Below are 13,047 nucleotides of genomic sequence, written 5' to 3' on the forward strand. Positions count from 1 at the left end.
GACTCGACACCTCGAAGCGTGGGGAACGGCCGCCTCCGCTGTCCCGGGAAGAACCACAGATCAGCAGGTCGGGTGACCTGCGAGGTTAAACAACAAGCTAAGTAGGGTCGGGGACTGGCGCGGTGGCTGATGCTCCGTTTCCAGTCCCCGACCCTACTGAGAACCGGGAGCGCCCACCCTGCGTCGTAGGCTGACGATGCTGCCGGGGTCCGGCAGCGGCCCGGCAGGGTCCGAACGGAAGTCAAGGGCGACAGGCACGATGAGAGATCGCGGCGGGACGAGTACCAGCAACCGCCCCGGCGCGGTACGGCGGGCGGCGTCCAACGACCCGGCCCTCCGGGCGCTCACCCGCCTCCCGCTGACGACGGTGTACGTGCTGCTGCTGACCGCGATGGCCTGGTGGCTCGCCGGCCAGAGCAGGGCCGGGCGGGCCCGGTTCGTCCGGCACAACAGCAGCAACGTGCACCACATGGAGGTCGGCAAGTGGTGGACGCTGTTCACCAGCGGTCTTGTGGTGGACGGTGTGCCCGCCTGGGCCGGCATCGTGGCGGTCGCCGTCGTGGTCGGGCTGGCCGAGTGGCGCTGGGGAGCCGCCCGCACCGCCGTGGTCTTCCTCCTCGGGCACCTGGGCGCCACCCTGCTCACCGAGGGTGCGATGTGGGTGATGCTCAGCACCGGAATCCCGGGCGCGCTCTCCCGCGCCCGGGACGTCGGCATCAGCTACGGCCTGGTCGCCACCGGCGGCTTCCTGCTCGCCCTCGGCCCCGCCCGGCTGGGGCGGTACGGGCTACCGGCCCTCGCCGTGCTGCTGGCGGTCGCCTGGGCACTCGACCAGGAACTCGCCGACGCCGGCCACCTGATCGCCCTCGGCATCGGCGTCCTGGCCTCCCGTTCACCCTGGCTGCGCCGGCCGCGCACCGCCTAGTACTCCAGCAGGACTTCGACCCCGAGTGCCTGAAGTTGCTCGCGCTGCTCGGCGCTCAGTCCGAGTGGTTGGTGCCGTCGCCGGCCGCCTACACGGCCGCCGCCGGAAGCGGCGCAGCACCCGCCGGCCCGGCCTCAGGGCCGGGCGGGCTGACCGAGCAGGCAAAACATCGAAGTCCTGCTGCGCCGCGGCTCCGCCGCCCGGCTGCCGGGGGCCGGGCTCCGTCAGAACGGGAACCGGCTCCGCCCGTGCTGGATCGAGATCCACTTCACCGTGGTGAACGCCTCGACCGTCGCCTCCCCGTTCAACCGCCCGACGCCCGAGTTCTTCTCGCCGCCGAACGGCACGATGGCCTCGTCGTGGATGGTCCCGTCATTGACGTGGACCATGCCGGTCTCGATCCGCTTGGCCACCCGCACCCCGCGCTCGACGTCGCCGGTGTGCACCGCGCCGCTCAGGCCGAACGGCGTGGCATTGGCGATCCGGATCGCCTCCTCCTCGCCGTCGAAGGGCACCAGCACGACCACGGGCCCGAACAGCTCCCGCTGCAGGATCTCCGACTCGGCCGGGACGTCCGTCAGCACCACCGGCTCCATCAGCGTCCCGGTCACGCCGCCCCGCAGCAGGACCGTCGCGCCTTCCGCGACCGCCTCGTCCACCTGTGCGCCGATCGCCTCCGCCTGGGCGCTGTTGATCAGCGGACCGAGCTGGGTCTCCGGATCCGCCGGGTCCCCGACCCGCAGGGTGCGGACCTTGGCGACGAACCGCTCGGTGAACTCCGCCGCCACGCTCCGGTCGACCAGCACCCGGTTCGCCGCCATGCAGACCTGGCCCTGGTGCGCGAAGCGGCTGAACACCGCGGCGTCCACGGCGTAGTCGAGGTCCGCGTCGTCCAGCACGACCAGCGCGCTGTTGCCGCCGAGCTCCAGCACCGTCCGCTTGAAGTGGCCCGCCGCCACCCGGGCGACGTGCCGGCCCACCTGGTCCGAGCCGGTGAAGGCGATCACCTTGGGCACGGGGTGCTCCAGGAAGGCGTCGCCGATCTCCGCGATGTCGGTGAGCAGCACGTTCAGCAGCCCGCCCGGCAGCCCGGCCTCCTCGAAGACCTTCGCGACCAGGGTGCCGCCGGTGACCGGGGCCTCCTGGTGCGGCTTGAGGACCACACCGTTGCCGAGGGCGAGCGCGGGCGCGACGGCCTTGAGCGAGAGGAAGAACGGGAAGTTGAACGGGCTGATCACGCCGATCACACCCACCGGCAGCCGGTACAGCCGGTTCTCCTTGCCGTCCACCGGCGACGGCAGGATCCGCCCCTCCGCGCGCAGCGACAGCTGCATGCACTCGCGCAGCATGTCCTTGGAGAGCGACAGCTCGAACGCCGCCTTGAGCCGGGTGCCGCCGAGCTCGGCGATGATCGCCTCGGTGATCTCCTGCTCGCGCTCCTCGATGACCCGCAGCGCCCGCTCGAACACCAGCCGCCTGCTGTACGGGTTGAGCCGGCTCCACTCCCGCTGCACCCGCTCGGCGGCCCGGTACGCCTCGTCGACCTGGGCGACCGTGGCGACGGTGAAGGAGGCCAGCTTCTCACCGTTGTAGGGGTTCAGATCGACGATGTCCCACGAACCGCTGCCGGCCTGCCACCGGCCGTCGACGTACTGCTGCGACAGTTCAGAGAAGTAGGACATCCGATCCCCTTTCCGGGTTTTCAGCACGAGAACTGACTGATCGTCATCTTACTGTCGAGTCAACTCCGGCGGCCGGGAAAGCGGAACAGCGCCTGCCCGGGCCGGAAGAGCTCAGCAGCGCACGCCCGGGCCGGAAAAGCGCAACGGCACCTGCCCCCAACTGGTCGGGGAGAGGGCAGGTGCCGTCTGAACCGCTATGCCCGGCGGCGCTGACGGGCGGGCGGGTGGTGCAGCCGGGCGGGAAGATGCCCGGCGGTTCATGAGAGGGTTGTCGGACCACCCACCGTTGTCGGGTCACATCGTCGGACCACGTTGTCAGACGACGAGCGGGCGATCGGTCGGCCGGATCGGAGCGGGCAGCGGGGTCTTGCCGCCCAGGTACCTGTCCACCGCAGCGGCCGCGGAACGGCCCTCGGCGATGGCCCAGACGATCAGCGACTGTCCGCGACCGGCGTCACCGCAGACGTACACGCCGTCCACACTGGTGCCGAACTTCCCATCACGGGCGATATTACCTCGTGCGTCCAGCTCCACGCCCAGCTGCTCGACCAGGCCGTTCTTCACGTCCGTGCCGGTGAAGCCCATGGCCAGGGTGACCAGCTGCGCCGGGATCGACCGCTCGGTGCCCGGGACTGGTGTGAGTCGGCCGTCCTTGAACTCGACCTCGACCAGGTGGAGTTCGGCCACGTTGCCGTCCGCGTCCCCGGTGAAGCGGGTGGTGCTGACCGCGTAAACCCGCTCGCCGCCCTCCTCGTGCGCCGAGGTGACCTTGTAGGTCATCGGCATGGTCGGCCAGGGCTGGTGCTCGGGGCGCTCGTCGCCCGGCCGCGGCATGATCTCCAGCTGGGTGACCGACGCCGCGCCCTGGCGGTGGGCGGTGCCCACGCAGTCCGCGCCGGTGTCGCCGCCGCCGATGACCACCACGTGCTTGCCCTTGGCGCTGATCGGCGACTCGACGAAGTCGCCCTCCTGCACCTTGTTGGCCAGCGGCAGGTACTCCATCGCCTGGTGGACGCCCTTCAACTCCCGTCCGGGAACGGGCAGGTCACGAGCGGTGGTGGCGCCGGCGGCCAGCACCACCGCGTCGAAGCGCTCGCGCAGCTGCTGGCCGGTGATGTCCTCGCCGACGTGCACCCCGGTGCGGAACCGGGTGCCCTCCGCACGCATCTGCTCGATCCGGCGGTTGATGTGGCGCTTCTCCATCTTGAACTCGGGGATGCCGTAACGCAGCAGACCGCCGATCCGGTCCGCACGCTCGTACACCACCACGGTGTGCCCGGCCCGGGTGAGCTGCTGGGCGGCGGCGAGTCCCGCCGGTCCCGAGCCGACCACCGCAACCGTCTTGCCGGAGAGGCGCTCGGGCACCTGCGGGGTGACCCCGCCCCGGTCCCAGGCCTTGTCGATGATGGTGACCTCGACGTTCTTGATGGTCACCGCGTCCTGGTTGATCCCCAGCACGCACGCCGACTCGCACGGGGCCGGGCACAGCCGGCCGGTGAACTCCGGGAAGTTGTTGGTGGCGTGCAGCCGCTCGATCGCGCCCTTCCAGTCGTCCCGCCAGGCGAGGTCGTTCCACTCGGGGATGAGGTTCCCCAGCGGGCAGCCGTTGTGGCAGAACGGGATGCCGCAGTCCATGCAGCGGCCGGCCTGCTTGGTGATGATCGGCAGCAGGCTGCGCTCGACGTAGACCTCGTTCCAGTCCCGGATCCGGACGTCGACCGGGCGCCGCTCCGCCAACTGCTTGGGCGTGGTCAGGAAGCCCTTGGGGTCAGCCATGTGCCGCCTCCATCATCTTGCGAGTGGTCTCGGACTCGGAGAGTCCATCGCGCTCAGCGGCGTCCTTGGCGGCGAGCACAGCCTTGTAGTCGGTCGGCATGATCTTGGAGAAGCGGGATACCCCGCTGCCCCAGTCAGCCAGGAGCTCGGCGGCGACGGTCGAGCCGGTCTCCTCGTAGTGCTGCTGCACGGTCTCGCGCAGCCAGTCGCGGTCCGCCGAGTCCGGAGCCTCGATGCCGACCATGCCGCCGTTGACGTTGGCCGGGCGCAGGTCCAGGACGTACGCGGTACCGCCGGACATGCCCGCGGCCAGGTTGCGCCCGGTCTCGCCGAGGATGACGACCCGGCCGCCGGTCATGTACTCCAGGCCGTGGTCGCCCACGCCCTCGACCACCAGGGTGGCACCGGAGTTGCGGACGGCGAACCGCTCACCGGCCTTGCCGCGCAGGTGGATCCGGCCGCTGGTGGCGCCGTAGCCGATGGTGTTGCCGGCGATCACGTGGTGCTGGGCGTCGTTGCCGATCGCGGCGGCCTCGCGGGCCGGGCGGACGATCACCACACCGCCGGAGAGACCCTTTCCGACGTAGTCGTTGGCGTCGCCCTCCAACCGCAGTGTGATGCCCTTGGGCACGAAGGCCCCGAAGGACTGCCCGGCCGAGCCGGTGAAGGTGACGTCGATCGTCCCCTCCGGCAGGCCCTCGCCCTTGTACCGCTTGGTCACCTGGTGGCCGAGCATCGTGCCGACCGTGCGGTTGACGTTGCGGATCGGCAGCTGGATGCGGACCGCGTCGCCGCGCTCCAGGGCGTCCTCGGCCAGCTCGATCAGCTCGTTGTCCAGGGCCTTGTCCAGCGCGTGGTCCTGGTCGGTGGTGCGGTGCCGGGCCGCGCCCTCGGGCAGTTCGGGGACGTGGAACAGCGGGGCCAGGTCGAGCCCGGCGGCCTTCCAGTGGTCGATCGCGGCGGTGGCGTCGATGTGCTCGGCGTGGCCGACGGCCTCCTCGATCGAGCGGAAACCCAGCTCGGCGAGGATCTCGCGGACCTCCTCGGCGATGAACTCGAAGAAGTTGACCACGAATTCGGGCTTGCCCGAGAAGCGCTCGCGCAGCACCGGGTTCTGGGTGGCCACGCCGACCGGGCAGGTGTCCAGGTGGCAGACCCGCATCATGATGCAGCCGGAGACCACCAACGGCGCGGTCGCGAAGCCGAACTCCTCGGCGCCGAGCAGCGCGGCGATCACCACGTCGCGGCCGGTCTTCAGCTGGCCGTCGGTCTGCACCACGATCCGGTCGCGCAGCCCGTTGAGCAGCAGGGTCTGCTGGGTCTCGGCGAGGCCGAGCTCCCAGGGGCCGCCCGCGTGCTTCAGCGAGGTCAGCGGCGAGGCGCCGGTACCGCCGTCGTGGCCGGAGACCAGCACCACGTCCGCGTGTGCCTTGGAGACGCCGGCGGCGACCGTGCCGACACCGACCTCGGAGACCAGCTTCACATGGATGCGGGCGTCCGGGTTGGCGTTCTTGAGGTCGTGGATCAGCTGGGCCAGGTCCTCGATGGAGTAGATGTCGTGGTGCGGCGGCGGCGAGATCAGGCCGACACCCGGGGTGGAGTGCCGGGTCTTGGCGACCCACGGGTAGACCTTGTGGCCGGGCAGCTGGCCGCCCTCACCGGGCTTGGCGCCCTGCGCCATCTTGATCTGGATGTCGTCCGCGTTGACCAGGTACTCGCTGGTGACGCCGAACCGGCCGGAGGCCACCTGCTTGATCGCCGAGCGGCGCTCCGGGTCGTACAGCCGGTCCGGGTCCTCGCCGCCCTCACCGGTGTTGGACTTGCCGCCGAGGCGGTTCATCGCGATCGCCAGCGTCTCGTGCGCCTCACGCGAGATGGAGCCGTACGACATGGCGCCGGTGGAGAAGCGCTTGACGATCTCCGAGACCGGCTCGACCTCGTCGATCGGCACCGGCGTACGGCCGAGCGCATCCAGCTCGAACAGACCGCGCAGGGTCATCAGCCGCTCGGACTGCTCGTTCACCCGGCCGGTGTACTGCTTGAAGATGTCGTACCGGCGCGAGCGGGTCGAGTGCTGCAGCCGGAAGACGGTGTCCGGGTCGAACAGGTGCGGCTCGCCCTCGCGGCGCCACTGGTACTCGCCACCGATCTCCAGTGCGCGGTGCGCGGCGGAGATCCCGGAGGCCGGGTACGCCTTGACGTGCCGGGCGGCCACCTCCTTGGCGATCTCGTCCAGGCCGATGCCGCCGAGCTTGGTGGTGGTGCCCGCGAAGTAGGAGTCCACCAGCTCCTGGGAGAGGCCGATCACCTCGAACACCTGGGCGCCGCGGTAGGAGGCGACCGTCGAGATGCCCATCTTCGACATGACCTTGAGCACGCCCTTGCCGAGCGCCTTGATCAGGTTCCTGATGGCCTTCTGCGGCTCGACACCATCGGTGCCGTGCTCGTTGACGAACGTGCCCTGGGCGACCAGGTCCTCGACCGACTCCATCGCCAGGTACGGGTTGACCGCGCCGGCGCCGTAGCCGACCAGCAGCGCCACGTGGTGCACCTCGCGGACGTCACCGGCCTCGACGACCAGCGAGACCTGGGTGCGCTGCTTGGTGCGGATCAGGTGGTGGTGGACGGCCGAGGTGAGCAGCAGCGAGGGGATCGGCGCGTGCTCGGCGTCCGAGTGCCGGTCGGAGAGGACGATGATCCGCGCACCGTCGGCGATCGCCGCGTCCGCCTCGGCCGCGATCTCGGCGAGCCGCCCGGCCAGGCCCTCGCCGCCGCCGGCGACCCGGTACAGGCCCGACAGGGTGACGGCCTTCAGGCCCGGCTGGTCGCCGTCGGCGTTGATGTGGATGAGCTTGGCCAGCTCGTCGTTGTCGATCACCGGGAAGGTGATGCCGACCGAGCGGCAGTGCGACGGGCTGGCGTCGAGCAGGTTGCCCTCGGGGCCGAGGTTGCTCAGCAGCGAAGTGACCAGTTCCTCGCGGATGGCGTCCAGCGGCGGGTTGGTGACCTGCGCGAACAGCTGGACGAAGTAGTCGAACAGCAGGCGCGGCTTCTCGGAGAGCGCGGCGATCGGCGAGTCGGTGCCCATCGAACCGAGCGCCTCGGCGCCGGTCCTGGCCATCGGCGCCAGGATGACCCGCAGCTCCTCCTCGGTGTAGCCGAAGGTCTGCTGGCGGCGCGTCACCGAGGCGTGGGTGTGGTGGATGTGCTCGCGCTCGGGCAGCTTGACGAGCTGGATCTGCCCGGCGGCGACCCACTCCTCGTAGGGGTGCTCGGCGGCGAGCGCGGACTTGATCTCCTCGTCCTCGACGATCCGGCCCTCGGCCGTGTCGATCAGGAACATCCGGCCGGGCTGCAGCCGGCCCTTCCTGACCACCTTCGTGGGTGCGACGTCCAGCACGCCGACCTCGGAGGAGAGCACGACCAGGCCGTCCTCGGTGACCCAGTACCGGGCGGGGCGCAGGCCGTTGCGGTCCAGGACCGCGCCGATCTGGGTACCGTCGGTGAAGGTGACGCAGGCCGGACCGTCCCAGGGCTCCATCAGGTTGGAGTGGTACTGGTAGAAGGCGCGCCGGGCCGGGCTCATCGTGGCGTGGTTCTCCCACGCCTCCGGGATCATCATCAGCACGGAGTGCGGTAGCGAACGCCCGCCGAGGTGCAGCAGCTCCAGGACCTCGTCGAAGGACGCCGAGTCGGAGTGGTCGGGGGTGCAGATCGGGAAGATCCGGCTCAGGTCGCCCTGGATGAGGTCGGTGGCGAGCTGGGACTCGCGGGCCGTCATCCAGTTGCGGTTGCCCTTGACCGTGTTGATCTCGCCGTTGTGCGCGACGAAGCGGTACGGGTGGGCGAGCGGCCAGCTCGGGAAGGTGTTGGTGGAGAACCGCGAGTGCACCAGACCGATCGCTGAGGCGTAGAGCCGGTCCGACAGGTCGGGGAAGAACGGCTCCAGCTGGCCGGTGGTCAGCATGCCCTTGTAGACGATGGTGCGCGCGGACAGTGAGGGGAAGTACACCCCAGCCTCACGCTCAGCCCGCTTGCGCAGCACGAAGGCGACCCGGTCCAACTCGATTCCGGTCTTCTCGCCGTGGCTGACGAACAACTGCCTGAACCGCGGCATCACGCTGCGTGCAGTGGCGCCCAGCAGGTCGGGGGCGACCGGGACACCGCGCCAGCCGAGGACGGTGAGGCCCTCCTCGGTCGCGATGGCCTGGATCTTCGCGACGGCGGCGAGGTCGGCCTCGTCCTCGTCCGGGAGGAAGGCGATGCCGACGGCGTACGAGCCGGCGGCGGGGAGCTCGAAGGAGACCTTGGAGCGCAGGAAGGCGTCCGGGATCTGGGTCAGGATGCCCGCACCGTCACCGGAGTCCGGCTCGGCGCCGGTGGCACCCCGGTGCTCCAGGTTGCGCAGCACGGTCAGCGCCTGCTCGACGATCGTGTGGTCGGCGGTGCCGGTCAGCGTGGCGACGAAGCCGACGCCGCAGGCGTCGTGCTCGTTGCGCGGGTCGTACAGACCCTGGGCCTTGGGGCGCGCATCCGGAACGAGCGCGTACGGGCGGCTGACCTGCCCGGGCTCGTTGGCGGAGTGCGTGGATGCAGGCAGCATCGGCTCTCCCGTCGTCGTCATTGGCAAGTTGCTGAGTGCAATAGGGACGACGTTGGCCCTGATGCGATGTCGTGCAGGTTACATAATGCTGAAGGTCCCGAGAAGTGGAATACGACGTCCACATCGCGGACAGAAGGCCCAGTTCGCGGGGGTTTCCCGACTGGCGGCCGGTGCGAGGAGAGGCGAACGCCTGTCCGCACGTTGCCACCAGTGTGCCCCCGCCCACCCGTCCCGAAACAGGGGCGAAATCCGCCGTCCACATGCCGAGAACAACACTGCCTGCGATTCCATCTCCAGCGGCGGGCCGTCGGACAGGATTCTGCGGTCCAATCCGCCCGCAGGCGGGGTTAGGCCAGGCCACACCCCCTGGCCCATGTGCGGAACATCACGCAGTCGGTGGCATATCCATGCGGTCCGTCGTACAGACCCACAGCGGAAGAGCGCGCCCGACGGGCCCCTCCCCCACCCCCGTGCAAGCCCTCCGCGAAGTCGCTACCGCGATGTCGAGAGGGGCGCGGGGAACCGCGTGAACGACCGCCCACCTCCACGGAGGGCTGGCCGCACGGTTCCCCGCGCCCCTGGTGTCACCGCCGGCAGGGCGGCCTCAGCCGACGTGCCCGCCGATCAGCGCACCGAGCAGGTACGTCACCCCCGCCGCCGCACTGCCGAGCACCAGCTGCCGCAGCCCGCTGAACCACCAGCTCCGCGCGGTCACTCGGGCGACCACCGCGCCGCACACGAACAGCCCGATCAGCGAGAGCACCAGCGCCGGCAGCAGCGAGGCGGCCCCCAGCAGGTACGGAAGCAACGGCACCAGCGCACCGACCGCGAAGCACAGGAATGACGAGGCCGCCGCGACCAGCGGCGAGGGCAGGTCGTTCGGGTCTATGCCCAGCTCCTCCCGGGCGTGGATCTCCAGCGTCTGGTCCGGGTCGGCGGACAGCTGTCGGGCGACCTCGTGGGCGAGCTCCGGCTCGACACCGCGCGCGATGTACAGCTGGGCCAGCTCGGCCAGCTCACCGTGCGGGTTGCGGCTGAGTTCCAGCCGTTCGGCCTCGATCTCGGCCTCGACCAGCTCGCGCTGGGAGGCCACCGAGGTGTACTCGCCGGCCGCCATCGAACAGGCACCGGCGGCGAGGCCCGCGAGGCCGGTGAGGACGACCGTGCTGCTGCCGACGGCGCCACCGACCACGCCGGTCATCAGAGCGAAGTTGGAGACCAGTCCATCCATCGCGCCGAACACCGCCGGACGGAGCCAGCCGCCGTTGACATCGCGGTGGTGGCCCTCCGCCGGGATGCGCGGCTTGGGCTGGTCGTCCAGGTTCGGCTGGGCGATGGTCGCGGTCATGGTCGGTCGGCCTCCGTTCGAACACTTCTCCCGGCCCGGCCGGGTCTCACCTTTCCTAAACTAGTCCGAACTTTAGACGGATTCCAGGAAAGTAAGGCTGTCCGAACACGGCTCCAGCCGCCCACCACCAAGACGGTGGGGGCGGCCGGAGCTCGGTGTAGGCCCAGGTCAGGACGGTTCGGTCGACTTCCTCTCGGCCACCGGTCGCGGCTCGGCCGGCACGGGGCTCGGCGAGGGCACGCTCTCCTTGCCGGACTTGGTCAGGTCCGGGCCGGACTGTGTCAGGTCCTTTCCGGACTCCGCCGGCTCCTCGGCCAGGGCCGCCGGGTCGATCGAGTCCGGAGCCTCCCGACCCGGGCGCTTCCTGCCGACGATCACCAGGTACGCGACGGCACCGAGGAAGACCACGATCGCGGTCCAGTCGTTCAGCCGCAGGCCCAGGATGTGGTGCGCCTCGTCGATCCGCAGGTACTCGATCCAGGCCCGGCCCACCGTGTAGGCGGCGACGTAGAGCGCGAAGGCCCGGCCGTGGCCGAGGGTGAACCGGCGGTCGGCCCAGAGCACCAGCAGCGCGACACCGACGCACCAGAGCGACTCGTACAGGAAGGTCGGGTGGTAGACGCCCTCCACCACCGTGCCGTCCGGCAGCACCTTGTGGATCTTCAGGCCCCAGGGCAGGGTGGTCGCCTTGCCGTAGAGCTCCTGGTTGAACCAGTTGCCCCAACGGCCGCAGGCCTGGGCCAACGCGATACCGGGAGCGATGGCGTCCGCGTACGCGGGCAGCGGGACACCTCGGCGGCGGGCACCGATCCAGGCACCGACCGCGCCCAGGGCGATGGCACCCCAGATGCCGAGGCCGCCCTCCCAGATCTTGAATGCGTTCCAGGGGTCCTTGCCGGCACCGAAGTACAGCTGGTGATCGGTGATCACGTGGTAGAGCCGGCCGCCGACCAGTCCGAACGGGACGGCCCAGACGGCGATGTCACCGACGGTGTGCTTGGCGCCGCCGCGGGCGACCCAGCGCTTGCTGCCGAGCCACACGGCCACGACGACACCGATGATGATGCAGAAGGCGTAGGCGCGCAGCGGGACGGGTCCGAGGTAGAGGACCCCCCGCGACGGGCTCGGGATGTAAGCGAGTTCCATGACAAGGTCGACGCTACCGGACCCTGCCCGGCGGATCGGCATCGGACAGGGTCACAGCTTCCGAACAGTCCTCTCTTTTCCCGTAGGGCTGCCGCTCGGCGCCGTCAGGGCGAGGGCGGCGTGTTGGGCTCGGACGCGGTGGTGGTCGGAGCCGGGCTCTCGTTGCCGGAGCCGGTGGTGCCCAGCGGCTTGCCCTGGTTGGCCGCGTCGACCCACTTGACCAGGTTCTCCGCGGTGATCGGCTCGTCACCGTTCTTCGGGTAGACCGGCGTTCCGTTGAGCAGCACGGTCGGGGTGGACTTGTAGCTGGACTTGTCGAAGTCCTGCTGCACCGCGGAGACCCAGCCGCCGTACTTGTTGTCGTTCACGCAGCTCTCGAAGGCCGGTGTGTCCAGCCCGTTGACCTGCTTGGACAGCTTGATCAGGGTCGCCTTGTTCGCGAAGGAGTCGGAGGTCTCCGCCGGCTGGTTGCGGTAGAACACGTCGTGCAGGTCGCGGAAGTGGCCCGCGTCCTGGGCGCAGGCCAGCGCGTTGGCGCCGTTCTTGGAGCCCTTGCCGCCGAGTGAGCGGTCGATGAACGAGACGATGTGGTAGTTGACGTACAGCTTGCCCTGGTCCTCCAGCCGGTCGATGGTGGGCGCGAAGCTCCGCTCGAAGGCGCCGCAGGCGGGGCACCGCGGGTCCTCGTAGACGGTGAGCACGGAGGGCGCGTTGGCCGCTCCGGACGGGATCATCAGCTTCTTGTCGCCGATCGCGCCGAGGGGCGCGGCGGCCGGGGTCTCCGGCTTGGAACGCTGGTTCTGCACCACCACGCCGGCCACCACCGCGACCGCGGCCACCGCGGCCACCACACCGCCGACGCCCAGCTTCTTGTTGCGCTTGGCGCGCGCCTCGTCGGCCGCGCGCTCCTCCAGCATCCGCTCGCGGGCGCTGCGCTTGCCTTCGCGGTTCTTCTCGCTCATACCTGCTGTGTCCAACCTGCTGTCCAAGGTGGGTTCGAGGGTCGGGGGTCTGCCGGTGCCCGGCTAGGCGGTCAGCCAGGCGTCTGCCGAGAGCCTGGTGCGCGGCCGGAGCAGCAACCAGGCGGCGAGCAGCAGGAAGCCGCAGTCGCGCAGGATCTCCTGCAGGTACTCGGTCTTCGAGACGTCGACCGCCCCGCCGCCGCCGAAGCAGCCGCAGTCGATCGAGATGCCGCGCGCCCACGCGGAGCTGATCCCGCCGATGAAGGTGAGCAGCAGCACGGCGGAGACGACGGCGACCGCGCGCACGCCCAGGCCGATCACCAGCAGCAGCGCGAGCGCCACCTCCAGGAACGGCAACCCGTAGCCGACCGGCTTGACCAGTGACTCCGGCAGGATCTCGTACGCCCGCACCGCCTGCGCCGCCTCGGCCGGATCGGCGATCTTCGCCAGCCCGGCCCAGCCCCAGACCGCCGCCAGGGCCAGCCGCACGGCCAGCCCCACCCACTGCCCCACCGGCCCGTCCACCGCCCGCCGCAGCACCGGCTCGGTGCCGGCCGGCGACTCAGCCATCTGACTGGCCATCGGGTGTCTCCCTCGGTCTCACT

General features: G+C 70.4%; 8 protein-coding genes. 1 reads left to right on the top strand and 7 read right to left on the bottom strand.

All coding sequences use genetic code 11. The features are described 5' to 3' along the window. Window positions 1-259: 259 nt before the first annotated feature. Window positions 260-925 (top strand): rhomboid-like protein, encoded by a 666-nt coding sequence (locus tag ABD369_RS00005; RefSeq protein ID WP_344634024.1) that lies wholly within the window; start codon window positions 260-262, stop codon window positions 923-925. A gap of 224 nt (window positions 926-1,149) precedes the next feature. Here ABD369_RS00005 and ABD369_RS00010 read toward each other — a convergent pair whose 3' ends face one another. The 7 genes from ABD369_RS00010 to ABD369_RS00040 all read right to left on the bottom strand — a co-directional run bounded on the left by ABD369_RS00010 (window position 1,150) and on the right by ABD369_RS00040 (window position 13,024). Then, on the bottom strand, window positions 1,150-2,607 hold the full coding sequence (locus ABD369_RS00010; RefSeq protein WP_344634025.1) for an aldehyde dehydrogenase family protein: 1,458 nt from the start codon (window positions 2,605-2,607) through the stop codon (window positions 1,150-1,152). A 315-nt stretch (window positions 2,608-2,922) separates the two neighbouring features. Beyond that, the gene (locus ABD369_RS00015; RefSeq protein ID WP_344634026.1) at window positions 2,923-4,383 is read right to left on the bottom strand and encodes a glutamate synthase subunit beta; all 1,461 of its coding nucleotides are present in this window, start codon (window positions 4,381-4,383) and stop codon (window positions 2,923-2,925) included. Then, on the bottom strand, window positions 4,376-8,986 hold the full coding sequence (gene gltB / locus ABD369_RS00020; RefSeq protein WP_344634027.1) for a glutamate synthase large subunit: 4,611 nt from the start codon (window positions 8,984-8,986) through the stop codon (window positions 4,376-4,378). The genes ABD369_RS00015 and gltB overlap by 8 nt, the downstream gene beginning before the upstream one ends. Window positions 8,987-9,590: 604 nt before the next feature. Further along, window positions 9,591-10,334: a VIT1/CCC1 transporter family protein gene (locus ABD369_RS00025; RefSeq protein WP_344634028.1), complete on the bottom strand. Its 744-nt coding sequence runs from the start codon at window positions 10,332-10,334 to the stop codon at window positions 9,591-9,593. Between the two features lie 168 nt (window positions 10,335-10,502). Further along, a complete protein-coding gene (gene lgt / locus ABD369_RS00030) occupies window positions 10,503-11,480 on the bottom strand; it encodes a prolipoprotein diacylglyceryl transferase (RefSeq protein WP_344634029.1) in 978 nt (325 codons plus the stop codon). A gap of 104 nt (window positions 11,481-11,584) precedes the next feature. Next, window positions 11,585-12,442: a DsbA family protein gene (locus tag ABD369_RS00035; protein ID WP_344634030.1), complete on the bottom strand. Its 858-nt coding sequence runs from the start codon at window positions 12,440-12,442 to the stop codon at window positions 11,585-11,587. A 63-nt stretch (window positions 12,443-12,505) separates the two neighbouring features. After that, the gene (locus ABD369_RS00040; RefSeq protein ID WP_344634031.1) at window positions 12,506-13,024 is read right to left on the bottom strand and encodes a MauE/DoxX family redox-associated membrane protein; all 519 of its coding nucleotides are present in this window, start codon (window positions 13,022-13,024) and stop codon (window positions 12,506-12,508) included. Window positions 13,025-13,047: the final 23 nt, after the last annotated feature.

The sequence above is a fragment of the Kitasatospora cystarginea genome (assembly GCF_039533515.1).
GTDB classification, from domain to species: domain Bacteria; phylum Actinomycetota; class Actinomycetes; order Streptomycetales; family Streptomycetaceae; genus Kitasatospora; species Kitasatospora cystarginea.

Excerpts from the sequence above, each read along its gene's own strand:
- ABD369_RS00005 (WP_344634024.1), top strand. The coding sequence starts at position 260 with ATGAGAGATCGCGGCGGGACGAGTACCAGCAACCGCCCCGGCGCGGTA.
- ABD369_RS00010 (WP_344634025.1), bottom strand. The coding sequence starts at position 2,607 with ATGTCCTACTTCTCTGAACTGTCGCAGCAGTACGTCGACGGCCGGTGG.
- ABD369_RS00015 (WP_344634026.1), bottom strand. The coding sequence starts at position 4,383 with ATGGCTGACCCCAAGGGCTTCCTGACCACGCCCAAGCAGTTGGCGGAG.
- gltB (WP_344634027.1), bottom strand. The coding sequence starts at position 8,986 with ATGCTGCCTGCATCCACGCACTCCGCCAACGAGCCCGGGCAGGTCAGC.
- ABD369_RS00025 (WP_344634028.1), bottom strand. The coding sequence starts at position 10,334 with ATGACCGCGACCATCGCCCAGCCGAACCTGGACGACCAGCCCAAGCCG.
- lgt (WP_344634029.1), bottom strand. The coding sequence starts at position 11,480 with ATGGAACTCGCTTACATCCCGAGCCCGTCGCGGGGGGTCCTCTACCTC.
- ABD369_RS00035 (WP_344634030.1), bottom strand. The coding sequence starts at position 12,442 with ATGAGCGAGAAGAACCGCGAAGGCAAGCGCAGCGCCCGCGAGCGGATG.
- ABD369_RS00040 (WP_344634031.1), bottom strand. The coding sequence starts at position 13,024 with ATGGCCAGTCAGATGGCTGAGTCGCCGGCCGGCACCGAGCCGGTGCTG.